General features: G+C 60.2%; 24 protein-coding genes and 4 tRNA genes. 20 read left to right on the forward strand and 8 right to left on the reverse strand.

Features of this window, described 5'->3' with window-relative positions:
* Positions 1 to 17 precede the first annotated feature (17 nt).
* The 11 genes from AAIS01_RS24190 (at position 18) to AAIS01_RS24245 (ending at position 15,465) form a co-directional block, all read left to right on the forward strand.
* The gene (locus AAIS01_RS24190; protein WP_343471031.1) at positions 18 to 1,448 is read left to right on the forward strand and encodes a sigma-54-dependent transcriptional regulator; all 1,431 of its coding nucleotides are present in this window, start codon (positions 18 to 20) and stop codon (positions 1,446 to 1,448) included.
* Positions 1,449 to 2,234: 786 nt separating this feature from the next.
* A complete protein-coding gene (locus AAIS01_RS24195) occupies positions 2,235 to 3,632 on the forward strand; it encodes a polynucleotide adenylyltransferase PcnB (protein ID WP_214918165.1) in 1,398 nt (465 codons plus the stop codon).
* 3 nt (positions 3,633 to 3,635) lie between these two features.
* Positions 3,636 to 4,121: a 2-amino-4-hydroxy-6-hydroxymethyldihydropteridine diphosphokinase gene (gene folK / locus AAIS01_RS24200; protein ID WP_343471032.1), complete on the forward strand. Its 486-nt coding sequence runs from the start codon at positions 3,636 to 3,638 to the stop codon at positions 4,119 to 4,121.
* Positions 4,122 to 4,486: 365 nt separating this feature from the next.
* A complete protein-coding gene (gene panB / locus AAIS01_RS24210) occupies positions 4,487 to 5,287 on the forward strand; it encodes a 3-methyl-2-oxobutanoate hydroxymethyltransferase (protein WP_343471033.1) in 801 nt (266 codons plus the stop codon).
* Positions 5,284 to 6,144, forward strand: coding sequence for a pantoate--beta-alanine ligase (gene panC / locus AAIS01_RS24215; RefSeq protein WP_343471034.1), 861 nt, complete (start codon positions 5,284 to 5,286; stop codon positions 6,142 to 6,144). The genes panB and panC overlap by 4 nt, the downstream gene beginning before the upstream one ends.
* Before the next feature lie 183 nt (positions 6,145 to 6,327).
* Positions 6,328 to 6,708 (forward strand): aspartate 1-decarboxylase, encoded by a 381-nt coding sequence (gene panD, locus AAIS01_RS24220; RefSeq protein WP_092403019.1) that lies wholly within the window; start codon positions 6,328 to 6,330, stop codon positions 6,706 to 6,708.
* A 349-nt stretch (positions 6,709 to 7,057) separates the two neighbouring features.
* Positions 7,058 to 8,722: a glucose-6-phosphate isomerase gene (gene pgi, locus AAIS01_RS24225; protein ID WP_343471035.1), complete on the forward strand. Its 1,665-nt coding sequence runs from the start codon at positions 7,058 to 7,060 to the stop codon at positions 8,720 to 8,722.
* A gap of 191 nt (positions 8,723 to 8,913) precedes the next feature.
* The gene (acs, locus tag AAIS01_RS24230) at positions 8,914 to 10,851 is read left to right on the forward strand and encodes an acetate--CoA ligase (RefSeq protein WP_343471036.1); all 1,938 of its coding nucleotides are present in this window, start codon (positions 8,914 to 8,916) and stop codon (positions 10,849 to 10,851) included.
* A gap of 246 nt (positions 10,852 to 11,097) precedes the next feature.
* Entirely contained in the window at positions 11,098 to 12,114 is a 1,017-nt protein-coding gene (locus AAIS01_RS24235; RefSeq protein ID WP_343471037.1) for a class I SAM-dependent rRNA methyltransferase, read from the forward strand.
* Between the two features lie 119 nt (positions 12,115 to 12,233).
* The gene (locus AAIS01_RS24240) at positions 12,234 to 15,167 is read left to right on the forward strand and encodes a DUF748 domain-containing protein (protein ID WP_343471038.1); all 2,934 of its coding nucleotides are present in this window, start codon (positions 12,234 to 12,236) and stop codon (positions 15,165 to 15,167) included.
* Between the two features lies 1 nt (position 15,168).
* On the forward strand, positions 15,169 to 15,465 hold the full coding sequence (locus tag AAIS01_RS24245) for a DUF2845 domain-containing protein (RefSeq protein ID WP_343471039.1): 297 nt from the start codon (positions 15,169 to 15,171) through the stop codon (positions 15,463 to 15,465).
* 328 nt (positions 15,466 to 15,793) lie between these two features.
* On the opposite strand, the gene AAIS01_RS24250 is transcribed toward AAIS01_RS24245, so the two are convergent.
* Both AAIS01_RS24250 and AAIS01_RS24255 read right to left on the reverse strand, forming a co-directional pair.
* Complete coding sequence (locus tag AAIS01_RS24250) at positions 15,794 to 16,147, reverse strand: BON domain-containing protein (RefSeq protein WP_343471040.1); 354 nt, start codon at positions 16,145 to 16,147, stop codon at positions 15,794 to 15,796.
* 325 nt (positions 16,148 to 16,472) lie between these two features.
* Positions 16,473 to 16,895 carry a pilin gene (locus AAIS01_RS24255; RefSeq protein WP_343471041.1) on the reverse strand — a complete coding sequence of 141 codons (423 nt, stop codon included), beginning with the start codon at positions 16,893 to 16,895 and terminating at the stop codon, positions 16,473 to 16,475.
* A 224-nt stretch (positions 16,896 to 17,119) separates the two neighbouring features.
* On the opposite strand from AAIS01_RS24255, the gene pilB reads away from it, so the two are divergent.
* From pilB to yacG, 5 genes are read left to right on the forward strand one after another with little or no spacing between them, the layout of a single operon-like run.
* Positions 17,120 to 18,820 (forward strand): type IV-A pilus assembly ATPase PilB, encoded by a 1,701-nt coding sequence (gene pilB, locus AAIS01_RS24260; RefSeq protein ID WP_343471042.1) that lies wholly within the window; start codon positions 17,120 to 17,122, stop codon positions 18,818 to 18,820.
* Between the two features lie 2 nt (positions 18,821 to 18,822).
* The gene (locus tag AAIS01_RS24265; RefSeq protein ID WP_343471043.1) at positions 18,823 to 20,040 is read left to right on the forward strand and encodes a type II secretion system F family protein; all 1,218 of its coding nucleotides are present in this window, start codon (positions 18,823 to 18,825) and stop codon (positions 20,038 to 20,040) included.
* 1 nt (position 20,041) lies between these two features.
* Positions 20,042 to 20,911, forward strand: a complete 870-nt coding sequence (locus tag AAIS01_RS24270; RefSeq protein WP_107322952.1) for a prepilin peptidase — start codon at positions 20,042 to 20,044, stop codon at positions 20,909 to 20,911.
* An 11-nt stretch (positions 20,912 to 20,922) separates the two neighbouring features.
* Complete coding sequence (coaE, locus tag AAIS01_RS24275) at positions 20,923 to 21,546, forward strand: dephospho-CoA kinase (RefSeq protein ID WP_343471044.1); 624 nt, start codon at positions 20,923 to 20,925, stop codon at positions 21,544 to 21,546.
* Positions 21,543 to 21,743: a DNA gyrase inhibitor YacG gene (yacG, locus tag AAIS01_RS24280; protein WP_047229863.1), complete on the forward strand. Its 201-nt coding sequence runs from the start codon at positions 21,543 to 21,545 to the stop codon at positions 21,741 to 21,743. Before coaE ends, yacG begins: the two co-directional genes overlap by 4 nt.
* On the opposite strand, the gene AAIS01_RS24285 is transcribed toward yacG, so the two are convergent.
* Together AAIS01_RS24285 and AAIS01_RS24290 are read right to left on the reverse strand one after the other, a co-directional pair.
* Positions 21,740 to 21,955, reverse strand: coding sequence for a hypothetical protein (locus AAIS01_RS24285; protein ID WP_092402997.1), 216 nt, complete (start codon positions 21,953 to 21,955; stop codon positions 21,740 to 21,742). The genes yacG and AAIS01_RS24285 overlap by 4 nt on opposite strands.
* 63 nt (positions 21,956 to 22,018) lie before the next feature.
* Positions 22,019 to 22,705 carry an energy-coupling factor ABC transporter permease gene (locus AAIS01_RS24290; RefSeq protein WP_343471045.1) on the reverse strand — a complete coding sequence of 229 codons (687 nt, stop codon included), beginning with the start codon at positions 22,703 to 22,705 and terminating at the stop codon, positions 22,019 to 22,021.
* A gap of 145 nt (positions 22,706 to 22,850) precedes the next feature.
* Here AAIS01_RS24290 and AAIS01_RS24295 point away from each other — a divergent pair, with 145 nt between their 5' ends.
* Genes AAIS01_RS24295 through AAIS01_RS24310 form a run of 4 tightly spaced genes read left to right on the forward strand, consistent with a single transcriptional unit; the run spans position 22,851 to position 25,586 of the window.
* Positions 22,851 to 23,477: a DUF1780 domain-containing protein gene (locus AAIS01_RS24295; RefSeq protein ID WP_343471046.1), complete on the forward strand. Its 627-nt coding sequence runs from the start codon at positions 22,851 to 22,853 to the stop codon at positions 23,475 to 23,477.
* Entirely contained in the window at positions 23,474 to 24,001 is a 528-nt protein-coding gene (locus AAIS01_RS24300; RefSeq protein WP_343471047.1) for an MOSC domain-containing protein, read from the forward strand. Before AAIS01_RS24295 ends, AAIS01_RS24300 begins: the two co-directional genes overlap by 4 nt.
* Positions 24,002 to 24,053: 52 nt before the next feature.
* Positions 24,054 to 24,227 carry a DUF3094 domain-containing protein gene (locus AAIS01_RS24305; RefSeq protein ID WP_214918225.1) on the forward strand — a complete coding sequence of 58 codons (174 nt, stop codon included), beginning with the start codon at positions 24,054 to 24,056 and terminating at the stop codon, positions 24,225 to 24,227.
* 60 nt (positions 24,228 to 24,287) lie between these two features.
* Positions 24,288 to 25,586 carry an NAD(P)/FAD-dependent oxidoreductase gene (locus AAIS01_RS24310; protein ID WP_343471048.1) on the forward strand — a complete coding sequence of 433 codons (1,299 nt, stop codon included), beginning with the start codon at positions 24,288 to 24,290 and terminating at the stop codon, positions 25,584 to 25,586.
* A 137-nt stretch (positions 25,587 to 25,723) separates the two neighbouring features.
* On the opposite strand, the gene AAIS01_RS24315 is transcribed toward AAIS01_RS24310, so the two are convergent.
* The 4 genes from AAIS01_RS24315 to AAIS01_RS24330 all read right to left on the reverse strand — a co-directional run bounded on the left by AAIS01_RS24315 (position 25,724) and on the right by AAIS01_RS24330 (position 26,135).
* Positions 25,724 to 25,800: transfer RNA gene (locus tag AAIS01_RS24315), tRNA-Pro, on the reverse strand.
* Positions 25,801 to 25,894: 94 nt separating this feature from the next.
* Positions 25,895 to 25,970: transfer RNA gene (locus AAIS01_RS24320), tRNA-Lys, on the reverse strand.
* Between the two features lie 5 nt (positions 25,971 to 25,975).
* Positions 25,976 to 26,052: transfer RNA gene (locus AAIS01_RS24325), tRNA-Pro, on the reverse strand.
* A gap of 7 nt (positions 26,053 to 26,059) precedes the next feature.
* Positions 26,060 to 26,135: transfer RNA gene (locus AAIS01_RS24330), tRNA-Asn, on the reverse strand.
* Positions 26,136 to 26,461: the final 326 nt, after the last annotated feature.

A 26,461-nucleotide genomic window follows, 5' to 3' on the forward strand; every position in this document is an offset into this window, starting at 1 on the left:
TCGAGAGAATCGAATCAATGCCGCACATTTTGATCGTCGAAGACGAAACAATTATCCGCTCCGCCTTGCGCCGCCTGCTGGAACGCAATCAGTACCAGGTCAGCGAAGCCGGTTCAGTGCAGGAAGCACAAGAACGTTTCAGCATTCCAACGTTTGACCTGATCGTCAGCGACCTGCGCTTGCCAGGCGCCCCCGGCACCGAGCTGATCAAGCTCGGCCAGGGCACGCCGGTGCTGATCATGACCAGTTATGCCAGCCTGCGCTCGGCGGTGGACTCCATGAAAATGGGCGCGGTGGACTACATCGCCAAGCCGTTTGACCACGACGAGATGCTCCAGGCCGTGGCCCGCATCCTGCGCGACCGACAAACGGCGACCAACAATACGCCGGAACCCGCGAGCAAGACGGCAGCCTCGGCCAAAGTCGGCGCCGGCAACCATAACGGCGAAATCGGCATCATCGGCTCTTGCCCGCCCATGCAGGACTTGTACAGCAAGATCCGCAAAGTGGCGCCCACCGACTCCAATGTCCTGGTCCAGGGCGAATCCGGCACCGGCAAGGAGTTGGTCGCCCGGGCGCTGCACAACCTGTCCCGACGGGCCAAGGCCCCGATGATTTCGGTGAACTGTGCGGCGATTCCGGAAAGCCTGATCGAGTCCGAACTCTTCGGCCATGAAAAAGGCGCGTTCACCGGCGCCAGCGCCGGGCGCGCCGGGCTGGTGGAGGCCGCGGACGGCGGGACGCTGTTCCTCGATGAAATCGGTGAGCTGCCCCTTGAAGCCCAGGCACGTTTGCTGCGGGTGCTTCAGGAAGGCGAGATCCGGCGGGTCGGGTCGGTGCAGTCGCAGAAAGTCGATGTGCGCCTGATCGCCGCTACTCACCGTGACCTCAAGAGCCTGGCGAAAATCGGCCAGTTCCGTGAGGACCTGTATTACCGCTTGCACGTCATCGCCCTCAAGTTGCCGGCCCTGCGCGAGCGTGGCGCCGACGTCAACGAAATCGCCAATGCGTTCCTTGCCCGCCAGAGCGCACGGGTCAACCGCACCGATCTCAAGTTCGCCCCGGACGCTGAACAGGCCATTCGTCACTACGCCTGGCCGGGTAACGTTCGAGAGCTGGAAAACGCGGTAGAGCGTGCAGTGATCCTGTGCGAGAGCCCGGAAATCTCGGCGGACCTGCTGGGCATCGACATCGAGCTGAGTGACCTGGACGATGAAGAGTTCATCGGCCTGGCCCCCCAACAGGGAGGGGCCAACAACTCCAGTCACGAACCGACCGAAGACTTGTCCCTGGAAGATTACTTCCAGCATTTCGTCCTCGAACACCAGGACCACATGACTGAGACCGAACTGGCACGCAAGCTGGGGGTTAGTCGCAAATGCCTGTGGGAACGCCGGCAGCGCTTGGGTATCCCTCGCCGCAAGACCGGGGTCGCCAGCGAAAGCTGACTGTGTGGGAGCGAGCTTGCTCGCGATAGCGGTGTGTCAGTCGCGCCATAGGCAAGCTGATCCCCCATCGCGAGCAAGCTCGCTCCCACAGGGAATGTGAAAAAACTGTTACCTCAGCTTTTTTCACGTAACAGAAGCCGGGGTTTACGGTAACGAAACCCCGGCTTTTTTTCGCCCCGGCAACAACGGAAAATCATAACCCCCCCGGTTTTACTGGGGCTCGCAAAAGTTGGCACGCACCCTGCTATAGCTTTGGTACAAGAACAATAACAAGCCATGTAAACGACAATAAAAATAAGACGAATCGACTCACGCACAATAAAAACAAGACGGCGAGAGGCGCAGCTAACTGATTCTTTTGGAGAGGCGTTGTATTTGGGGCTTGCCCCACGACCAGGCCGAGAACAATAAAACTGTCTCAAGACAGGTGCCTGAACTGGTTGGATCGGTTGATCACTGCAACACAGCGACCAAAGCAATCCGTTTGCTCTTGACTCCCGAATGGGAGTGCCACGCAGGGAAGACCTCGTGGCGCGGGCACTCAACAAAAACAAGAAGCCCGAAATCAATAATAAAAACAGAGCACGCAACTAATTCTGGGGGAGCTTCGGCTCCCCCTGTGGTTTCCGGCATTCCCCTTCCTTGAAGCCTACAAGGCTTGTCGCTCAAGCTTGCAGCTCAAAACTGCTCCGTCCTACACCATCCCTCGACTAAATGCTAGAATCCCCGCCCATCATGCGGTCACTCTTCGTTTTTGGCCGAATATTCCTTCAAACAGTGCATCCCATGCTGAAGAAGCTGTTCCAGTCATTCCGTTCTCCCTTGCGTCGTACGCAACACATTCGCAGCACGCCTGAAGTGCTCAACAGTGGCCAGCATTCGTTGCAAAAGGCCCAGTTCAGCCGTTACGCGGTGAACATCGTCGAACGCCTGCAGAACGCCGGTTACCAGGCTTATCTGGTGGGCGGGTGCGTGCGTGACATGCTGCTCAACATCACGCCCAAGGATTTCGACGTCGCCACCAGCGCCACGCCGGAACAGATCCGGGCCGAGTTTCGCAACGCACGGATCATTGGCCGGCGCTTCAAGCTGGTCCACATCCACTTCGGCCGCGAAATCATCGAAGTGGCAACATTCCGCGCCAACCACCCCCAAAGCGATGAAGAAGAAGACAGCAACCAGTCTTCACGCAACGAGAGCGGGCGCATCCTGCGCGATAACGTCTATGGCACGCTGGAAGAAGACGCACAACGCCGCGACTTCACCATCAACGCCCTGTATTACGACCCTGTCAGCGAGCGCATCCTTGACTACGCCAATGGCGTACATGACATCCGTAACCGCCTGATCCGCCTGATCGGCGACCCCAAGCAGCGCTACCAGGAAGACCCGGTGCGCATGCTGCGAGCCGTGCGTTTCGCCGCCAAACTGGATTTCGGCATCGAAAAACACAGTGCCACACCGATTCGCGAACTGGCGCCGATGCTGCGGGAGATCCCGTCGGCGCGCCTGTTCGAGGAAGTGCTCAAGCTGTTTCTGTCGGGCAACGCGGCGGACACCTTTGAAATGCTGGTGGACCTGCAACTGTTCGACCCGCTGTTCCCGGCCAGCGCCGAAGCGCTGGAGTACAACCCGACCTACACCCACACCCTGATCAGCGAAGCGCTGATCAACACCGATCTGCGTATCAAGCAGAACAAACCGGTGACCCCGGCCTTCCTGTTTGCCGCACTGCTCTGGCCGGCCCTCCCGGCCCGAGTGCTGCGCCTGCAGGAGCGCGGCATGCCGCCGATCCCCGCCATGCAGGAAGCTGCCCACGAGCTGATCAGCGAACAGTGCCAACGTATCGCGATTCCAAAACGCTTCACGATGCCGATCCGCGAAATCTGGGACATGCAGGAACGCCTGCCACGGCGCAGCGGCAAACGTGCCGACCTGCTGCTGGACAACCCGCGTTTCCGGGCTGGCTACGACTTCCTGCTGTTGCGTGAAAGCGCCGGCGAACAAACCGATGGCCTGGGTGAATGGTGGACCGATTACCAGGACGCCAACGACAGCGAGCGCCGCGAGATGATCCGCGAACTCAGCGGCAAGGACGAGGGCGCCAGCGGCCCGCGCAAGCGTCGTCGCAGCAGCGGCGCCAAGCGCAAACGTGCCGGTGTCCCGAGCGCCTCGGACGAGTAATCGATGGAGCGCCTCTACATCGGCATGGGCAGCAACCTCGCCGAGCCCGCCGAACAATTGCGCAGCGCTATCCAGGCGCTGGCGCAACTGCCCGACACACAACTGGCGGGCGTATCAGCGTTCTACCAAAGCGACTCCCTGCTGCCCGGCCAGCCACGTTATACCAATGCGGTGGCGGCGCTGGACAGCCGCCTGACGCCGCTGGACCTGCTTGATGCACTGCAAGCGATCGAAACCGGCCAGGGCCGCGAACGTCTCGAGCGCTGGGGCCCACGAACCCTGGACCTGGACATCCTGCTGTTCGGCGATCGCCTGATCGACGAGCCCCGCCTCAAGGTTCCCCACTACCACATGCAGGCCCGGGCCTTTGTCCTGTACCCACTGGCCGAACTCGCCCCCGCCGATCTGCGCCTGGCCGACGGACGCTTGCTCAAGGACCTGCTTGCCGCGTGCCCATTTGTCGGCCTGGAACGCCTGCCCTCCCACTGACGAAGACCATCCCCTGTGGGAGCGAGCTTGCTCGCGATAGCGTCGGCACATCCAGCATCCAGGGCGACTGACACACCGCCATCGCGAGCAAGCTCGCTCCCACAGGTTTCGGTACCGGACAGTCACATCCGGGGCGCTCCCCCAAGCTGAAACGCATCAGTAACCTCGGTAACACCCGGCGGTAACACATCCAATTGACTTCCCGGGTGCTCCTCACGACTATAGGCGTCCCGTTGCCGCCAACGCGGCGCTAAAGGGCGCAATCCAGGCCTTACAAGCACCACACATAGAAGGTGCGCCTGTATAAATGACCCATCATGCGCGTTACTCGCAGTCGATCACGAGCGCCTAATGAGGACTTTTTCATGCCAGCTATTACCCTGACCACGCTGCAAGGTCTCAAGCAAAAAGGTGAAAAAATCACCATGCTGACCTGCTATGACGCAACGTTCGCCCACGCCTGCAACGAGGCCGGTGTCGAAGTGCTGCTGGTGGGCGATTCCCTCGGCATGGTGCTGCAAGGTCACGACAGCACACTGCCGGTGACCACCGCCGAAATGGCCTACCATGTGGCCGCCGTCAAACGCGGTAACACCGATGCCCTGATCCTCGCCGACCTGCCATTCATGGCCTATGCCACCCTCGAACAGACCATGACCAACAGCGCCCTCCTGATGCAGGCCGGCGCCCACATGGTGAAAATCGAAGGCGCGTTGTGGCTGGCCGATTCCATTCGCTTGCTGGCCGAACGCGGCATCCCGGTGTGCGCACACCTGGGCTTGACGCCCCAAGCGGTGAACATCCTCGGTGGCTACAAGGTCCAGGGCCGCAGTGAAAACCAGGCACGTCAAATGCGCGCCGATGCGATCGCGCTGGAGCAGGCGGGCGCAGCGATGTTACTGCTCGAATGCGTGCCCAGCGAACTGGCAGAAGAAATCACCCAGGCGGTGAAGATCCCGGTGATCGGCATCGGCGCCGGCAGCGCCACCGACGGCCAGGTACTGGTGCTGCACGACATGCTCGGCTTGTCGATCACCGGTCGCGTGCCCAAGTTCGTGAAGAACTTCATGACCGGGCAAGCCACCATCCAGGCCGCCCTGGGCGCCTATGTTGCCGAAGTCAAGGCGGTGACCTTCCCTGGCGTCGAGCACGGATTTTCTGCATGAACACCGTCAAAACCGTACGCGAACTGCGGGCCGCCGTGGCCCGCGCCCGCAGCGAAGGCAAACGCATCGCTTTCGTGCCGACCATGGGCAACCTGCACAGCGGCCATATGGCGCTGGTCACCAAAGCGGCGCAGCGGGCCGACTTTGTGGTGGCAAGCATTTTCGTCAACCCGCTGCAGTTCGGCGCCGGCGAAGACCTGGACAAATACCCACGCACCCTCGCCGCCGATCAGGAAAAGCTGCTCCAGGCCGGCTGCCATCTGCTGTTCGCACCGACCGTTGAAGAAATGTACCCCGACGGCATGGCCGGGCAGACCCGTGTCAGTGTCCCGCAATTGTCTGAAGGCCTGTGCGGCGCCAGCCGTCCTGGGCATTTCGAGGGCGTGGCGACCGTGGTCAGCAAGCTGTTCAATATGGTCCAGCCCGACCTTGCGGTGTTCGGCCAGAAGGACTTCCAACAACTGGCGGTGATCCGCGCGCTGGTCCATGACCTGAACATGCCGATCCAGATCATCGGCGAGCCGACCGTTCGCGCCGAGGACGGCCTGGCGCTGTCGTCGCGCAACGGCTTCCTCAGCCCGGAACAACGCGCTGTGGCGCCCGTGGTCTATCGCAGCCTGAGCCAGATTGCCGAGGCGATCAGGCTGGGGCGGCGGGATTTCCCGGCGCTGGTGGCCGAGCAAATCAAGCAACTGGAAACCGCCGGACTGCGCCCGGATTATCTGGAAGTTCGCCATGCCCGAACCTTGCGTCCGGCCACCGCCGAGGACCGTGACCTGGTGATACTGGTGGCTGCATTCCTGGGCACCACACGGTTGATCGACAACCTGCACCTGGACCTCGACACGCCCGCCTGAATACCACAAAACCCTGTGGGAGCGGGCTTGCTCGCGAAAGCGGTGTATCTGTCACATCGATGTTGAATGTGCCGACGCCTTCGCGAGCAAGCCCGCTCCCACAAGGGTACTGCAGTGTTATTGCCGCTTCAGTAGCCTTCGGGCAAACTGCCCGCCGTTCGGACCCGACCAGAGGAAACATTCATGCACGCCATCATGCTCAAGGCCAAGCTGCACCGCGCCGAAGTCACTCACGCCGTGCTCGACTATGAAGGCTCCTGCGCCATTGATGGTGAGTGGCTGGACCTGTCGGGTATCGGCGAATACGAACAGATCCAGATCTACAACGTCGACAACGGTGAACGCTTCACCACCTACGCGATCCGTGGCGAAGAAGGCTCGCGAATGATTTCGGTCAACGGCGCTGCGGCGCACAAGGCCAAGGTGGGTGATCGGGTGATCATCTGCGCCTACGCCCATTACAGCGAAGCCGAACTGGTCAACTTCAAGCCCCGCATGTTGTACATGGCTCCAGGCAACGAACTGAGCCACACCAGCAATGCCATCCCGGTGCAGCTCGCCTGATCAATCTGATAAATCCCTGTGGGAGCGGGCTTGCTCGCGAAAGCGTCGGTACATTCAATATTGATGTGACTGACACTCCGCCTTCGCGAGCAAGCCCGCTCCCACAGCGAAAGCACCTCTTCGACTAACCTCGCCGCACTTCCGTCTGTCGGACCAATCCCGCCCCTGTTGTATAAAAAAGTACCGGGAAACGGTCTGACAAAGCCAAGACAGATCGCAACGCGAGGTTTACTGTAGTCGCCCTGTGCCCATAGATCGTGTCGACGCAGTTGTCCGGCCGCCCACCTGAGGCCATGCCGGAATTTTTAGTGTACAAAAGGTCGTTCAAGTAAAAAGGAAACCCGCAGCGATGGCGTACTACCGAACCCCTCATGACGTGACCGCTCTGCCTGCCTGGCAAGCGCTGAATGACCACCGCAAAGCCATGCAGGATTTCAGCATGCGCGAAGCGTTCCATGCCGATCCGCAGCGTTTCAATCAATTCACCCTGTCGAGCTGCGGCCTGTTTCTCGACTACTCAAAAAACCTGATCAACGCCCAGACCCGTGACCTGCTGGTGTGCCTGGCCAATGAAGTCGACCTCAAGGGGGCGATCCAGGCGCTGTTCGAAGGCGAAATCGTCAATGCCTCCGAAAATCGCCCGGCCCTGCACACCGCGCTGCGCCGGCCGGTGGGCGATAAATTGCTGGTGAGCGGCGTCGACGTGATGCCCGACGTGCACAAGGTGCTGAACCAGATCACCGATCTGGTGGGCCGCATCCATGACGGCCTGTGGCGCGGCTATACCGAGAAACCGATTACCGACGTGGTGAACATCGGCATCGGTGGCTCTTTCCTCGGCCCGGAACTGGTCTCCGAAGCGCTGCTGTCTTACGCGCAAAAAGGCGTGCGCTGTCACTACCTGGCGAACATCGACGGCAGCGAGTTCCATGAGCTGACCATGAAGTTGCGCGCCGAGACCACGCTGTTCATCGTCTCGTCGAAATCCTTCAACACCCTCGAAACCCTGAAGAACGCCCAGGCTGCCCGTGCCTGGTACCTGGCCCAGGGCGGTTCCGAAGCGGAGCTGTACCGCCACTTCATCGCCGTGTCGAGTAATAACGCCGCCGCCGTGGCCTTCGGCATCCGCGAAGAAAACATCTTCCCGATGTGGGATTGGGTCGGCGGGCGCTACTCGCTGTGGTCGGCCATCGGTTTGCCGATCGCCCTGGCCATCGGCATGTCGAACTTCAAGGAATTGCTCTCCGGCGCCTATTCCATGGACCAGCACTTCCAGAGCGCGCCGTTCGAACAGAACATGCCGGTGCTGCTGGCGCTGCTGGGCGTGTGGTACGGCAACTTCTGGGGCGCGCAAAGCCACGCGATCCTGCCGTACGACCACTACCTGCGCAACATCACCAAGCACTTGCAGCAACTGGACATGGAATCCAACGGCAAGAGCGTGCGCCAGGACGGCACGCCGGTGTCGACCGACACCGGGCCTGTGATCTGGGGCGGCGTCGGTTGCAATGGTCAGCACGCCTACCACCAGTTGCTGCATCAGGGCACCCAGTTGATCCCGGCGGACTTCATCGTGCCGATCGTCAGCTTCAACCCGGTGTCCGATCACCACCAGTGGCTGTACGCCAACTGCCTGTCCCAGAGCCAGGCGCTGATGCTGGGCAAGACCCGCGCCGAAGCCGAAGCGGAACTGCGTGACAAAGGCGCGAGTGAAGAAGACGTACAGAAACTGGCCTCCCACAAGGTGATCCCGGGCAACCGTCCGAGCAACACCCTGGTGGTCGAACGCATCAGCCCACGTCGCCTTGGCGCATTGGTAGCGCTGTATGAACATAAAGTGTTCGTGCAAAGCGTGGTCTGGGGCATCAACGCTTTCGACCAATGGGGCGTGGAGCTGGGCAAGGAATTGGGCAAGGGCGTTTACAACCGTCTGGTAGGCAGCGAAGAAAGCGCGGCCGAAGACCCTTCCACCCAGGGTTTGATCAACTACTTCCGCGGGCGTCATCGCGGCTGATCTTGCGGTTGCACTACCCTGTGGGAGCGGGCTTGCTCGCGAAAGCGTCGGCACATTCAATATTGAAGTGACAGACATTGCGCCTTCGCGAGCAAGCCCCGCTCCCACACTGGTTCCATGTACAACTTGAACTCGATATTCACAGGGCGCATCTTTATGACTTGTCGCAAAAACAAGAATAAGGAACCGTCATGTTCGATATCAGCCAGTACCCCCAAGCCGATGCCGTCCGCCGGGCTGCGCAACTGAGTCAGGACGAGTACACGCGGCTCTACAAAGAATCCATCGAACACCCCAGCGCTTTCTGGGCCGAGCAAGCCACGCGCTTTCTTGACTGGATGACGCCTTGGCAGACCGTCCAGCGCTATGACCTCAAGATCGGCGACGCCACCTGGTTCGCCGGGGGCCAACTGAATGTCAGCGCCAATTGCATCGACCGCCATCTGGATACACGTGGCGACCAGACAGCGATCATCTGGGAAGGCGACAACCCCGCCGAATCGGCAGAAATCACCTACAGAAAACTTCATCACCATGTTTGCCGCCTGGCCAACGTGCTGAAAAGCCGCGGCGTGAAGAAAGGCGACCGCGTCTGCATCTACATGCCGATGATCCCGGAGGCGGCCTACGCCATGCTTGCCTGCACCCGCATTGGCGCCGTGCATTCGGTCGTGTTCGGCGGCTTTTCGCCGGATTCGCTGCGCGACCGGATTCTCGACGCCGATTGCCGCACCGTGATCACGGCCGACGAAGGCGTGCGCGGCGGACGATTCATACCGCTCAAGCGCAATGTCGATAAGGCCCTGGCAAGTTGCCCCAACGTCAGCACCGTGCTGGTGGTCGAGCGCACTCAGGGCGAAGTGGCCTGGGTCGAAGGCCGCGACCTTTGGTACCACCAGGCCATGCATGACATGAGCGACGATTGCCCGCCGGAACCGATGGACGCCGAGGACCCGCTGTTCATCCTCTACACCTCCGGCAGTACCGGCAAACCCAAAGGTGTGCTGCACACCACCGGCGGTTATCTGCTGCAAGCGGCGATGACATTCAAGTACGTACTGGACTACCGCGACAACGAAGTGTTCTGGTGTACCGCCGATGTCGGCTGGGTCACCGGCCACAGCTATATCGTCTACGGACCGTTGGCCAACGGCGCCACCACGCTGATCTTCGAAGGCGTGCCCAGCTACCCCAGCAGTTCGCGTTTCTGGCAGGTGATCGACAAGCATCAAGTCAATATTTTCTACACGGCCCCGACCGCCCTACGGGCGCTGATGCGTGAAGGGGCCAGGCCGCTGCAGGAAACGTCGCGCAAAAGCCTGCGATTACTCGGCAGCGTCGGTGAGCCGATCAATCCAGAGGCGTGGGAATGGTACTTCAACGTGGTGGGCGAACAGCGCTGCCCGATTGTCGACACCTGGTGGCAGACCGAAACCGGCGGCATCATGCTCAGCCCGCTGGTGAGTGCACCGCGGCTCAAGCCGGGCTGCGCCACCCGACCGATGTTCGGCGTGCAACCGGTATTGCTGGATGAAACGGGCAAGCAAATCAATGGTGCCGGCAGCGGTGTGCTGGCGATCAAGGCAAGCTGGCCGGGGCAGATTCGCAGCGTGTATGGCGATCATCAACGCATGGTCGACACCTACTTCAAGCCCTACCCAGGCTATTACTTCACCGGCGACGGCGCCCGTCGAGACGAAGATGGCGATTACTGGATCACCGGGCGCATCGACGATGTGATCAACGTCTCCGGGCACCGCATCGGCACTGCCGAAATAGAAAGTGCCTTGGTGCTACACGACAACATCGCCGAAGCAGCAGTGGTCGGTTACCCCCATGACCTCAAAGGCCAGGGCATCTACGCTTTCGTCACGCCGATGGACGGCATCGAGGCCAACGACGCGTTGAAAAAGGAACTGCTGGACCACGTCAGCAAGGAGATCGGCAGCTTCGCCAAACCGGAACTGATCCAGTGGGCGCCGGCACTGCCCAAGACTCGCTCGGGCAAGATCATGCGGCGCATCCTGCGCAAAATTGCCTGCAACGAGCTCGACAGCCTCGGCGACACCTCGACCCTGGCCGATCCGAGCGTGGTGGAGGGGCTGATCGATAAGCGGCTCAATCGCTGAGCCAGCAGCACAAGAGTCTGTGGCGAGGGAGCTTGCTTGCGCTGGACCTGTAGGAGCTGCCGAAGGCTGCGATCTTGTTCTTACACTTGAATCTCAAGTGAAAGATAAAGATCGCAGCCTTCGGCAGCTCCTACAGTACATCCCTCGCCACAGGTCGGTGCCCGGCTTCAGATCCGTATGCAATCCCAACCCGAGTATGCATAACTGCTAAACTCCCGCGCCTCATTTCTCTAAGGCGCGCCCGGCATGTCTTCCTTGAATCAGGCGCTGCGCGCCGCCCTCGATCAGCGTCAGGACCTGCTCGGCCAATTGCACCAGCAAGGCACCGATTGCTATCGCCTGTTCCATGGCAGCCAGGAAGGCGCCCCCGGCCTGACGGTCGACCGCTACGGCCCACAATTGCTGGTGCAGAGTTTCCATCAGTCGCTGGAACGCGATGCCTTGCTGCAACTGCACGGTATCGTCAACGAGTACCTGGGCCTGAACACCCTGCTGGTCTACAACGATCGCGCCCGGGGCAATTCGCGCATCGACCGCCAAGACACCGTTTACCAAGCAGACGAAGCTGCCGTGCAAGACCTTGTCGGCCATGAATGGGGCTTGAACTACCGCGTGCGCGGGCGCCATGCCGGGCAGGATCCATTGCTCTTTCTCGACCTGCGCAACGCCCGGGGCTGGGTCAAGGAACACAGCCGTCACAAAAGCGTGCTGAACCTGTTCGCCTACACCTGCGGCGTGGGCCTGAGCGCCGCGGCCGGTGGTGCGCGGGAGGTGTGTAACCTGGACTTTGCCGAAGGCAACCTGGCGGTGGGTCGCGAGAACGGCTTGCTCAACCCTGATCTGCCGCCCATGGATTTCGTGCAATCGGACTATTTCCCGGCCATTCGCCAACTGGCCGGCCTGCCCATCAGTCAGCGACGTGGGCAGAAACTGCCCAGTTATGTGCGCCTGGAGCAACGCCAGTACGACCTGGTGCTGCTCGACCCGCCCGCCTGGGCCAAGAGCGCTTTCGGCACGGTCGACCTGTTGCGCGATTACCAGAGCCTGCTCAAGCCGGCGCTGCTTACCACCGCTGAAAATGGCGTGCTGATCTGCTGCAACAACCTGGCAAAAGTCTCCATGGACGACTGGCGCGAGCAAGTGCTGCGCTGCGCGGAAAAGGCCGGTCGCCCGGTGCGCGAATGGAAAACACTGACACCCGGCAGCGACTTTCCCTCGCTGGACCAACAGCCGCCACTCAAGACGTTGATCCTTCAGCTCTGAACCAGCGGTCCAACTCCTACGCCGAAAACGGACAAATCTGATAAATCACAATGGCTTCGGAACCGTAAACGCATGCCATACTCCAAGGCACTCCGAATTCACACCAGATGAAGCCGCACATGCCCAAAGGATTGATTCGCGCTTTCGGCGCCCTGTTGACCGCACTGGCCCTCTACAGCCTGCTGGGTTTTCTGATATTGCCCGGTGTCGCCTTGCGGATCGCCAATCAACAACTGGCCGACCATGCCACGGTGCCAGCCCGGATTCAGCGTATCGAGCTCAATCCCTTCAGCCTCGAAGTCACGCTTTGGGGCCTGAATGTCGGGGAACCGGGCAAGGAGCAGGTCGCCTTCGAGCGGCTGTACACCAACCTGCAGCTCGACAGCCTCTGGTCCGGCGCCCTGCACCTGACCGATATCGAGCTGGACAAGCCCAAGACCGAGATCATGTTCGCCAAGGACGGTCAATTGAACCTGCTGGGCCTGTTCAAGCTGCCGGCCAGCGAACCCACCCCTGCCGACCCCGACGCCAAGCCGTTTCCCCTGCGGATCGACCGAATCAAACTGGCCGGCGGTTACCTGCATTTTCAGGACCTGCGTCCCAGCGAACCCATCGAATTTCTCTACGACACCCTTGATTTCGAGCTCAAGAACCTCAGTACATTGCCCGACGACAACGCCGACATGACCCTGGTGGCCGTCAGCCCTCAAGGCGGCCGGGTCGACTGGACCGGCAACTTCAGCCTCACCCCGATCGCCTCCGAGGGCAAGATCAAAGTTACCGACGGCCAGATGAAAGTCTGGTGGCCTTATGTACGCGACGCGGTACCGCTGGTGCTGGAAAACGGCGTGCTGAACCTGAGTACCGACTACAAGCTCAACCTCGCCAAGGGCACCGAACTGCTGCTCAACAACGTGGCCGTCAGCGTGGCCCCCTTCTCCATCAAGGCGCCGGATGGCCGCCCATTGGCAAAACTCGAACGCCTGGATGTGAGTGAAACCACCGTCGACCTGGCCAAGCAACACGTCATCGTCGGCAAAATCCGCAGCCAGAAGCTGGAAACCTGGGCCGCGCGCGAGGCGGATGGGCAACTGGACTGGCAAAAACTCTTCGCCAGTCAGCCGGCTAAACCGCAGGTCAAGGTCGAACCGGCATCGGCCCCGGCAGCCGCCGATTCGCCCGAGCCTGAACCCCAGGCACCGAGCAAACCCTGGCAGGTGCTGTTGAAGGACGTGCAACTGCGCAATTACCAGGTGCACCTGGCCGATCGTCAGGCGCAACCTGCCGTGGCCCTGGACCTGGGCCCGCTGAACCTCGACCTGCAGAACTACGACACCCTCAACGGTTCACCCTTTACCCTCAAGCTGGATACCGGAGTGGGCAAACAGGGCAAGATCCTGGCGGACGGCGAGGTCAACCTGAACCCGGTCACCGCCCGGCTCAAGGTCAAGACCCAGGACATCGACTTGCGGGTCGCCCAGGCGTACATCAACCCGTTCATTCGCCTGGAACTGCGCTCCGGGATGCTCGGCAGCGACCTGGCGGTGGACCTCAAGAGCACCGAGCCGCTGGCATTCGCCGTCACCGGTCGCGCCCAGGTCGACCAACTGCACACCCTCGATACCCTCAGGACCCGGGACTTCATCAAATGGAAACAGTTGGTGCTCGAAGGGCTCAACTATCAGCACGGCGATAGCCTGTCGATCGACAAGGTCAACCTGTACCAGCCTTACGCGCGATTCATGATCAACCGAGACCGTACCACCAACGTCGATGACCTGCTGATCCCACAACCGGCCGACAGTGGTACGAACAACAGCCCGGCAAAACCGGCCTCCCAGGACAAACCGCTGGGCATCCACGTCGGCGGCATTGCCATCAACGACGGCTCGGCCAATTTCGCCGACTTCAGCCTGACACCAAACTTCGCCACGGCCATCCAGCAGCTCAACGGTCAGATCGGCACCATCGACAGCCGCCAGGCCAAGCCGGCCACCGTGGACATCAACGGCAAGGTCGACCGCTACGCGCCTGTCACCATCAAGGGCGCGGTCAATCCCTTCGACCCGATGGCCAGCCTCGACATCGCCACCAGCTTCAAGCGGGTCGAACTGACGACCCTGACGCCCTATTCCGGCAAATTCGCTGGCTATCGCATCCGCAAGGGCCGACTCAACCTCGACCTGCATTACCGGATCACCAAAGGCCAGTTGCAGGCCGACAACAAAGTGGTGGTCGAGCAACTGCAGTTGGGGGAAAAGGTCGACAGCCCGGACGCCGTGAGCCTGCCGCTCAAACTGGCCGTCGCGCTGCTGAAGGACTCCGAAGGCAGGATTTCCATCGAGCTGCCGGTTTCCGGCGACCTCAATGACCCGCAATTCAGCGTGATGCCGATTGTCTGGCAAACCCTGCGTAATCTGGTAGTACGGGCCGCCCAGGCGCCATTCAAACTCATCGGTGGGCTGGTGGCCGGTGGCAGCTCGCAAGACTTGGGCAGCGTGTCATTTGCCCCGGGCTCAAGCGAACTGAACCCGGAAAACGAAGGCACGCTGCTCAAGTTGTCCGAGGCCCTCGGCAAACGTCCTGAGCTACGCCTGGAGATCGAAGGCACCGCCGCCCAAAGCAGCGACGGTCCGCTGCTCGCCGCCCAGCGTCTGGAACGTGAATACCAGTACAACTACTACAAGATGCTGCAGCGCCGGGGCGACAAAGTCCCGGCCAAGGCCTCGCTGCTGGAGGTGCCCGAGGATGAAAAGGCCCCGCTGCTCGAAGGCATCTATCGCACCCGTCTCAAGACCCAGCCACCGGCGGAATGGACGCAACTGGATAAAAAGGCACGCACGGAAAAACTGCGCGAAGGCGTGATTAAGTTCTGGAGTGGCAACGAAGTGTTGTTGCGTCAACTGGGACAGGAGCGCGCCAGCAGCATCAAGGACTTCCTGGTGGACAAAGGGCAATTGGCCGATGACCGCGTGTATTTCATCGACGCCAGCCTCGCTCAGGCCGAAAGCGACGGGCGCGTGATCACCCCCATGCATCTGGATGCCGAATAAGATGAAACGTCTGTATGGACTGAGTCTGGTCTTGCTACTTGCCAGCGGCCAGGCGTCAGCGGCCGATACATTGCGTTGTGGCAGCCAGTTGATCAGCGTCGGTGACCGTTCCGGAGAAGTGCTGCAAAAATGCGGGCAACCCGCGGCGCGGGATGACTTGGGCTACGAGCGCAGCGTCAATCGCCGGGAAGAATACCCGGTGGAAGAATGGACCTACGGCCCCAACAACGGCATGTACCAGTATTTGCGTTTCAAAGGTAACCGGTTGGTGCAGATCACCAGCAAGCGGGGGCGCTGAGCGGGCCACTGCACAATCGGCAGGCATGTGTGTTGAATGTCCTGCCGCCTTCGCGAGCAAGCCCGCTCCCACAGTGGACCGAGTTTCGTGAGGAAGAATGCGATCCATTGTGGGAGCGGGCTTGCTCGCGAAAAGGGGCACCCGATTTCCCAGGCTGATCCCTGAATACTTTTCCATCGCGCAATAGAACAGGCCCCCGGCACGAATGCCGGGGGCCTGTAATGGCCACGTCCGTGTGGCCTTTCGCATGAACTCCAAAGCAACGGCAAACGTATGTCTCAGCCCGCTTGCCGCGCCTTCTCCCGGTCCAGGCGAGAAGTCTTGAGTCTTACTCGGATTTCAGGCCATCAGCCGAAACGTCTCTAACGCCTTTGATTTTCTTGGTGATCGCCACGGCGGTGTCTTTTTGCGCGTCGCTCAGGACGGCAGTCGACGACAGCGACACTACGCCTTTATTGGTTTCTACCTTGATATCGGAACCTGGGATGCCTTTTTCAGTGACCAGATCGGCTTTGACCTTGGTGGTGATCCAGGTATCAGAAACGTCTTCCTTAGCCTCTGTCACTTCACCAGCAGCCAGCATCATTGGCGCCTGAGTTGCTTGAGTGGTCTCGGCGAAAGCGCTAGCCATGGTCAGAGTCAGGGCGGTGGCAGCTGCGGCAGTGATAGCGAACTTCTTCATACGAGTAACTCCTGTTTTTCTCAAAAACTGCCGGAGGTGTTTCCCGGCAGGGTTAACAGGAGTAGTGCGAAGGCTGTGCCAGTTTTGCGCTGCGAATTAATTCGTTTTAAATCAATCAGTTAAGCGAAACAGCAATTTTCACAATCATGCAAAATGCATGGCCCGCTGATTTTGGACATGCAAGTTGCGGGTTTTCGGCTGTCCGCTAAACCGCTGAATTGTTGGGCTTTTATTCCGCCCCCTGTCAATCACTCGCTACGGGCAGGTCGGGCGAATAAAAACCCCGCTGTTTTGCAGCGGGGTCGGGTCGGCTCAAACCACTTTATCAACCCGCGGCAGCAGCGCCCGTACAACCGGCCGGCAAGTATTCTTGGTCAGCGTTAGAAACGCACGTCCAAGCGCCGGTAGCTGTGCGAGAAAGAGTGATCGTCTTACCTGCCACGGCAGCAGGAGCGTTCGCAAGGGTACAAACGATGGTACCTGCTCCCGCTGCGGCGGTACCGGTGATCGCAATGGTGCAATTACTGGTAGGAGACGTAATGTTCATATTAGCCTCCGAGGGATCGGTCCCTTGATTCATGGCGTCTTCATATGGCACCTTCAGTGCCGAAATTTCCGCCAGCCCCGCCGTAGCCTTGGCCCGCGCTTGATATTTGGAATACTGCGGCAACGCAAACGTCGCCAGAATGCCGATGATCGCCACAACGATCAGCAACTCGATCAGCGTAAAGCCCTTCTGCTTATTCATAGATATCTCCATAGCATGAGGTGGAATCTCATGACTTGTAGAGACCAATGCATGGCATGTGCCAACCCTGTCGCACCCGCTGGCAGGGGACTTCGACCCGCAGCACCGCTATGTCCTACCCCAACAACCGCACTATCTGACGTTTTTTGTCACTGCGCCTCGCTGGTTTGGTCTGGATGCTTGACTAGGCTATAAGTCATGAACTGTCCGCGTCTGGAATTCCCATGAATGACATCGCCTTAAGCGGTCTGGCCAAGCAATTGGTACTGGCCGAACTGATCACCGAGCAAAGTGCGCACCAGGCGTACCAACAGGCCCAAAGCAGTCGCATGCCCCTGGTCAGTTACCTGGTGCAGAACAAACTGGTCCAGAGCCGCCAGGTAGCGGAAATTGCCTCGGAGCATTTCGGCGTGGCCCTGCTGGACCTCAACAGCCTGGACAAGGAAACCCAACCCAGCGGCCTGGTCAGCGAAAAACTGGTGCGCCAGCATCACGCCCTGCCGCTGTGGCGACGTGGCAACAAACTGTTCGTGGGCATCTCCGACCCCACCAACCACCAGGCCATCAATGACATTCAGTTCAGCACCGGCCTGACCACCGAAGCCATCCTGGTGGAGGACGACAAGCTCAGCGACGCTATCGAAAAGTTTTTCGAATCTTCCAGCACTGGCCTGGAAGGCATGGGCGATGTCGACCTCGACGGCCTGGACATCGAGTCGATCGATGATCACAAGCAGGACTCCATCGCCGGCCAGGACACCGACGACGCGCCGGTGGTGCGGTTCGTCAACAAGATGCTGCTGGACGCGATCAAAGGCGGCTCCTCTGACCTGCACTTTGAGCCCTATGAAAAAATCTACCGGGTGCGAGTGCGTACCGACGGCATGCTGCGAGAGGTGGCCCGCCCGCCGATCCAACTGGCCACCCGCATCGCCGCGCGCCTGAAGGTCATGGCCAGCCTCGATATTTCCGAGCGGCGCAAACCCCAGGACGGGCGCCTGAAAATGCGCCTGTCAAAAAACAAGTCCATCGACTTCCGGGTCAACACCCTGCCCACGCTCTGGGGCGAAAAAGTGGTGATCCGGATCCTCGACCCCTCCAGTGCGCAGATGGGCATCGATGCCCTGGGCTACGAGCCGGACCAGAAAGAGTTGTACATGGCCGCTCTCAAACAACCGCAAGGGCTGATCCTGGTCACCGGGCCCACCGGCTCTGGCAAAACCGTGTCGCTCTATACCGGGCTGAATATCCTCAACACCGTGGACATCAATATTTCCACCGCTGAGGACCCGGTGGAAATCAACATGGAGGGCATCAACCAGGTCAACGTGAATCCCCGCCAGGGTCTGGATTTCGCCCAGGCCCTGCGTTCGTTCCTGCGTCAGGACCCGGACGTGATCATGGTGGGCGAGATCCGCGACCTGGAAACCGCCGAAATCGCCATCAAGGCCGCGCAGACCGGTCACCTGGTGCTTTCCACGCTGCACACCAACAGCGCCGCCGAAACCCTGATCCGTCTGCACAACATGGGTATTCCCGGCTTCAACATCGCCACGGCGGTCCACCTGATCATCGCCCAGCGGCTGGCGCGCAAGTTGTGCCCGCATTGCAAAAGGGCCATCGAGATTCCCGAAGAAACCCTGCTCAAGGAAGGCTTCCCCCGGGAACGCATCGGCGCCTTCACGATCTATGAGCCGGTCGGTTGCGAACAGTGCAACAACGGCTACAAGGGGCGCGTGGGGGTTTACGAAGTGGTGAGGAATACGCCCGAGCTGCAACGGCTGATCATGGCCGAGGGCAACTCGTTGGAAATCGACCTGCAAATGCGTAAGGACGGTTTTAATGACCTGCGCGCCTCGGGACTGCTCAAAGCGATGCAAGGCATCACCAGCCTCGAAGAAATCAACCGGGTCACCAAGGATTGAACATGGCGGTCAAGGCAATAAAAACCGACGTCTACGCGTGGGAAGGCAAAGACCGCAAGGGCGCAAAAATGACCGGAGAGCTGACCGGCCAGAGCCCGGCCCTGGTCAAGGCCCAGTTGCGCAAGCAGGGCATCAATCCGGGCAAGGTACGCAAGAAGTCCACCTCGATATTCAGCAAGGGCAAGCGTATCAAGCCGTTGGATATCGCCCTGTTCACCCGGCAGATGGCGACCATGCTCAAGGCCGGCGTGCCCTTGTTGCAGGCGTTCGACATCATTGGCGAAGGCTTCGACAACGCCAACATGCGCAAGCTGGTGGACGAGGTGAAACAGGAAGTCGCCGCCGGCAACAGCTTCGCCGCGTCGTTGCGCAAGAGCCCGCAATACTTCGACGAACTGTACTGCAACCTGGTGGACGCCGGTGAACAGGCCGGCGCCCTGGATACGCTGCTGGAGCGCGTCGCGACCTACAAGGAAAAAAGCGAAGCGCTCAAGGCCAAGATCAAGAAGGCCATGACCTACCCGGCCGCCGTGGTGCTCGTCGCCGCCGTGGTCACGGGGATTCTGCTGGTCAAGGTGGTGCCGCAGTTTGAATCGGTATTCTCCGGGTTCGGCGCCCAACTGCCGGCCTTCACAGTGATGGTCATCGGCCTGTCGGAGTTCATGCAGCAGTGGTGGTGGATGCTGCTGGGTGGCGCGGTAGCTGCGTTCTTCGGTGTCAAACATGCACTCAAGCGCTCCCAGGGCTTGCGTGACTGGCGCGATAAGTGGCTGCTCAAACTGCCGCTGATCGGCACCCTGATGTACAAATCCGCCGTGGCCCGCTACGCCCGGACCCTGTCCACGACATTCGCGGCCGGCGTGCCGCTGGTGGAAGCCTTGGACTCAGTATCAGGCGCCACCGGCAACGTGGTGTTCAAACGTGCGGTACAACGAATCCGGCAGGATGTTTCGACCGGCATGCAGTTGAATTTTTCCATGCGTGCTTCAGGCATATTCCCGAACATGGCGATCCAGATGACCGCCATCGGCGAGGAGTCCGGCGCGCTGGACGACATGCTCGACAAAGTGGCGAGCTTTTATGAAGCCGAGGTGGACAATCTGGTGGACAATCTCACCAGCCTGATGGAACCGTTCATCATGGTGGTCCTGGGGGTGGTCGTCGGCGGCCTGGTGGTTGCCATGTACCTGCCCATCTTTCAACTCGGCTCTGCGATCTGACATGCCCCTGACTGAGTTTTTCGCGCTGTATCCCCTGGCCTTTGTGCTCGCCGCGTTATTGCTCGGACTGATCATCGGCAGTTTCCTCAACGTCCTGGTGTGGCGTCTGCCCAAGATGCTCTCGCGCGAATGGCGGCTGCAAGCCCATGACTTGCTGGGCCTGCCCGCCGAAGCCCCCGGCCCGGTCTACAACCTGATGCTGCCGCACTCCCAGTGCCCGCACTGCGGCCACCGCATCCGGGCCTGGGAAAACATTCCGCTATTGAGTTACCTGGCATTGCGCGGTCGTTGCTCCAGTTGTGCCGCGCCCATCGGCCGGCGTTATCCCCTGACCGAGTTGGCCTGTGGCATCCTGTCGGCGTTCGTCGCCTGGTATTTCGGCTTTGGCTGGCAGGCCGCAATGGTGATGGTGCTGACCTGGGGCCTGCTGGGCATGAGCCTGATCGATGCCGAGCACCAGTTGTTGCCCGATACCCTGGTGCTGCCGTTGTTGTGGCTGGGCTTGATCGTCAACAGCTTCGGGTTGTTCGTCTCCTTGAATCAGGCGATGTGGGGCGCCGTGGCCGGCTATCTGGCGCTGTGGTCGGTGTTCTGGGTGTTCAAACTGATCACTGGCAAGGAAGGCATGGGCTACGGGGATTTCAAGCTGCTGGCGATGCTGGGCGCCTGGGGCGGCTGGCAGATCCTGCCCCTGACGTTGCTGTTGTCATCGCTGGTGGGCGCCGTTATCGGGGTCATTGTGCTGCGCCTGCGTGATGCACCGACATCGACGCAAATCCCCTTCGGGCCCTATCTGGCCATTGCCGGCTGGATTGCCTTGCTCTGGGGTGGTCAAATAACCGACTTCTATTGGCAGTCCGTCGGTTCCTAATGTCGATTTCAATGAATAGCCCCGCAGAAAAAACCTGGACACTCGGCCTGACTGGCGGCATCGGCAGCGGCAAAAGCGCGGCGGCGCAGCACTTTATCGACCTGGGCGTGCACGTCGTCGACGCCGATCACGCGGCGCGCTGGGTGGTCGAACCCGGACGCCCGGCCTTGACTAAAATCGCCGAACATTTTGGCCCCGACGTATTGCAGGCCGACGGCACACTGAACCGAGCGGCCCTGCGCCAACTGATTTTCGAAAATGCCGAGCAACGCCGCTGGCTCGAGGCGCTGCTGCATCCGTTGATCGCCGAGGAAATCGCTCATCATCTGGCCCAGGCACAATCACCCTACGCGATTCTGGTGTCGCCGCTGTTGATCGAGTCCGGCCAGTACGCCATGACCCAGCGGATCCTGGTGATCGATGTGCCGGAACAACTACAGATCGAACGCACCTTGCAGCGCGACAAGACCAGCGAGCAACAGGTCCAGGCGATCCTCAAGGCCCAGTCCAGCCGTCAGGATCGCTTGAGCCATGCCGACGATGTGGTGGTCAATGACCGCGACCTCGCCTGGCTGCACAGCGAGGTCGAGCGCCTGCATCACTTTTACCTTACTTTGCGTGGAGGCCAATCATGAGCCAAACCCCTACCGTTGATTGCCCAACCTGTGGCGCCCCTGTGGAATGGAGCCCGGAAAACACCTTCCGGCCCTTCTGTTCCGACCGCTGCAAACTGATCGACCTGGGCGCCTGGGCGTCGGAAGAACACAAGATCCCGGTCAGCCCCGATGCCGAGGACGACCTGTTCAGCGAAGAGTTCGAGCCTCGTCATTAAGGCCGCATGAAACCGTAGTCCTGTTCATCGTCTAGATTCTCCGCCAGGAAACTCAGCTCATCGGCCAGGTCTTCCACACTGCGCACCGCCTTGCTCTGCTGCACGATCGCGCTGAGCAAGGCCCGCAGGCTAAGGCCCGGGTCGAAGCCGATTTCCACTGCCGCGTCCTGGCTGCGCCTGATCTCTTGTCTCGCCCACTCATAAACACTCATGGTTGTGCTCCTGGAATTTTTCCAGAGCATGAAGCGCGCCCGGCTGCTCAGCCTTGATGTGAATCAAGGCTTGTCGTCATCCTTCCAGGGGGCCGACAGATAGCGCGTACGGTTAAAGGTCTCCAGCCACTCGGGGCTGAACACCACCAGCGCACTGACCACCATGCCGTTGATAAACGCCTCGGGAAAGATGATCAGCCAGAGGTAGCCGATGAAATCTTCCAGCCAGTAAGGCATGGCGAACACCCCGTCGTACCACAGCAAGCCAAGCCCTACCAGCAGGCACAACAACGCCGAAAGCGCGGCGGCGAGAAACCCCGAACAGAAGATATACACAAACAGATTGCGTGGTTGGGCACGCTCCACCAGGATCGCGCAGCACTCGGTGACCAACACCGGCAGCAAAATCAGCAGCGCACCGTTGATACCCACCGCCGCCATGTCCTGGCGCCCCAGCAGCACCAGGGCAAGCTGGGCGCAAAGGCCGCCGAGAATCGCCAGAGGCCAGTCCAGCAGCAGTGTCACGGCGGTCATGCCGATGAAGTGATACGAGACGCCGGTATCGAAATCCCGTCGCACCAGCCACAACATGAACAGGGCCAGGACCGTGCCGAACAGCAAGTGCTGGCGACGGCTGTCGGTGAACAGCTCCACCCATGGCGCCCGCACTACGGCCCAGGCCAGCACCGGCAGATAAATCAGCCAGCCGGCCGTCAGCGTCTGTGCAGACAGCAGTTCGGCACCGATCACGGCGCTATTGCTCTGGCTTGTCCTTGCATCAAAGACTCCATGATCACCTCAGGATTCAAGCCGGCAGTCTACACCCCACCCCTCACCGGCCATAAATCAATGCAACGCTTCCAGCTTGTCACCATTGAACGCTAAGCTTGGGCTCATGGATGATTCCGATTATTTACGCCTGCTGACCATCGCGGCCGAGCAAGCCAACGCCTTTCTGTCCAATGCCCGCAAATGGGAGCGTGAGCGTTGGGTCTGCCAGCGTCTGCTGCAAGGGCTGAACGTACCCTATCGCGCCGACGAGTTCGCCCCTGCCGGAGAGCCGCCGGACGTATTGTTTCGCGATGCCAACTTCGAAGTGTTTTTTGTCCTCGACGAGGGCCGTCGCCTCAATGACGAATGGCGCGACGAACTGCAACGCCGCCGCAGCGCTTTCTCCCTGAGCCAACTGGTGCGCCGCGAAGCCAAGCCCCGACGCATCCCGGCCAATGAGTTCCTGCTGCGCCTGGCCCCGACCCTGCGCAAGAAAGCCCACAACTACACCGAACGCGGCATGGACCTGGGGGAGCTGGACATCATTGCCTTCGCCAGCCTCAAGCGTGAAGTGCTGGACCTCAACAGCCATTTCCCGCCGCCGACCGAATACCTGCGCCAGGGTTGGCGCTCGCTATCGCTGGTGGGGCCGACGTTTGCCCGGGTACTGTTCGCCCATCCCGATGCGCCGGATTTCCTTCGCAACAATCTGGGGCGCAGCATCGTGTTCGATGTCGGGATCAGCCTGTGAGCCCACTGCAGGAACTGATTGCCGCTGTGCCCCAGCAAGGCCGCGTACGCTGGATAGGCGTGCGCCCCCAGGGCCATGCGCCAATGATTGAACTGGACGCGGTGGAGGCACGCCTGGAAGCCGGCCTGACGGGCGACCATGCTCGTCCAGGTGTGCGCAACGCGCGGCAAGTCACCTTGATTCAGTGGGAGCACCTGGCCGTGATCGGTTCGCTGATGGGTCGCCCGGCGGATCAGTCGGTGTTGCCGCAAGAACTGCGCCGCAACCTGGTGGTCAGCGGCATCAATTTGTTCAGCCTCAAGGGCCGGCGTTTTCGCATCGGCCAGGCCATCTTCGAAACCACCGGCTGGTGCCAGCCGTGTGCGCGGCTGGAGCGCAACCTCGGCGAAGGGACGTTCCAGGCCGTGCGCGGCCATGGCGGAATCACCGCACGGGTGTTAAAAAGTGGAATCATTCGCCTGGACGACAGCTTGAGTGTCGAACCTGTTCCGGCGAACGGCTACGCTGCTTTCAATGCCGGATAGCACGACGCTGTAACGTCCATACCTTTCGCAACGTCTACCTGACGAGGCCTTTATGACCAGCCGCCTGAACCCGGAAGACCAGAAGCATGTCGAAGAGTACCTGCAACTGTCCCAGCACCGAGTCGAGCGCCGGCCTTTCCGGCCATGGATGCTCCTGGTGGTGGTACTGGCCATCACCATCGGCCTGGGTTTGTTGAGCCGAATGATCAGTTACCTGACGCTATGAGTTGCGTGGCACTCGCGCGGGTAACGGCACCGATTTCCTTTAGCCTTGCGAGATATCCCCATGACTCATCGTATTGTCATCGTTGGCGGCGGCGCCGGCGGCCTGGAGTTGGCTACCCGTCTGGGTAAGACTCTGGGCAAACGCGGCACGGCCAGTGTGATGCTGGTCGACGCGAACCTGACTCATATCTGGAAACCGCTGCTGCACGAAGTGGCTGCCGGTTCCCTGAACTCCTCCGAAGACGAACTCAACTATGTCGCCCAGGCAAAATGGAACCATTTCGGCTTCCAGCTCGGACGCATGAGCGGTCTGGATCGTGAGCGCAAGCGCATCCAGTTGGCCGCCACCTATGACGAGGCGGGCCTGGAGTTGTTGCCGGCCCGAGAGCTGGGTTACGACACCCTGGTGATTGCCGTCGGCAGCACCACCAATGACTTTGGCACTGAGGGTGCGGCGCAGCATTGCCTGTTCCTCGACACGCGCAAGCAGGCCGAGCGTTTCCATCAGCAATTGCTCAACCATTACCTGCGCGCCCATGCCGGGCAAACTGACGTGGTGGAGCGCATCAGCGTCGCCATCGTCGGCGCCGGGGCGACGGGCGTTGAACTGGCGGCCGAGTTGCACAACGCCGCCCATGAGCTGGCAGCCTATGGCTTGGACCGGATAAAACCGGAGAACATGCACATCACCTTGATCGAAGCCGGGCCGCGGGTGTTGCCGGCCTTGCCAGAGCGCATCGGCGTTCCGGTGCACAAAACCCTGGAAAAACTCGGGGTCGATGTCATGACCAATGCCGCTGTTGGCCAGGTGACAGCCGACAGCCTGATCACCGTCGATGGCAAGGTCATCAACGCGAGCCTGAAAGTCTGGGCCGCCGGGATTCGCGCCCCGGATTTCCTCAAGGAAATCGACGGTCTGGAGACCAATCGCATCAACCAGTTGCAAGTGCTGCCGACCCTGCAAACCACCCGTGACGAGAACATCTTTGCCTTCGGCGACTGCGCCGCCTGCCCGCAACCGGGCACCGACCGCAACGTCCCACCCCGCGCCCAGGCCGCCCACCAGCAGGCCTCGCTGCTGGCCAAGTCCCTCAAGCTGAGGATCGAAGGCAAGGCGCTGCCCGAATACAAATACACCGACTACGGCTCACTGATCTCGCTGTCGCGTTTCTCGGCGGTGGGCAACCTGATGGGCAACCTCACCGGCAGCGTGATGCTTGAAGGCTGGCTGGCACGGATGTTCTATGTCTCGCTCTACCGCATGCACCAGATGGCGCTGTACGGCATGTTCCGTACGGCGATGCTGATGCTGGGCAGCAAGATCGGGCGCGGGACTGAGCCCAGGCTCAAGTTGCACTGAGGGGCTTGCTCGCGATGGCACTGAATCAGCAGCATTGATGTTGACTGACACAGCGCCATTGCGAGCAGTCGATTACCGGGTTGCTTTTCCACAGGCAAAAAAAATCCCCGTATCTTTCGATACGAGGATTTTTAATATGGTCGGGGTAAGGGGATTCGAACTCCTGACATCCTGCTCCCAAAGCAGGCGCGCTACCGGACTGCGCTATACCCCGGTAAAAAAAAGGCGACCTTCGCAAGTCGCCTTCTTCGATCAGCGCTTTTGGCCTCTGATCTTAAGATTCGATTCCAGCGAACTGGTTTCAAAAATGGTGGGTCGTGTGGGATTCGAACCTACGACCAATTGGTTAAAAGCCAACTGCTCTACCAACTGAGCTAACGACCCAAAAATGGTCGGGGTAAGGGGATTCGAACTCCTGACATCCTGCTCCCAAAGCAGGCGCGCTACCGGACTGCGCTATACCCCGATTGAAATGGCTCCGTGACCAGGACTCGAACCTGGGACCCAATGATTAACAGTCATTTGCTCTACCGACTGAGCTATCACGGAACTGATATTTCAAGTTACTACTATTTGAAGCTACAACATTGTTGAAGCTAGCCTCAACCTCTTCTACCCTTACGCATCGCTGCGTTCGTGTGTCTGAGGCGCGCTATTCTACAATCTTAAAAACCTCTGTCAACCCCTTAAATTGCTTTCAAGACAATGATTTGCAACTTATTTTGGGTTGCTTCTCATAGAGAAGCGGCCCTAGGGGTGACGTACTGCGGGGCGCACTTTACAAGCCTTTTCCTTTGAGTTCAACGGCCTGATGAAAAAAATGGCGCTTGGGCGCGCCCCCCCATAAATCAAGAAAAGATCAACGGTCGTGGCGA

The organism is Pseudomonas halotolerans (assembly GCF_039581215.1).
Classification (GTDB): domain Bacteria; phylum Pseudomonadota; class Gammaproteobacteria; order Pseudomonadales; family Pseudomonadaceae; genus Aquipseudomonas; species Aquipseudomonas tehranensis.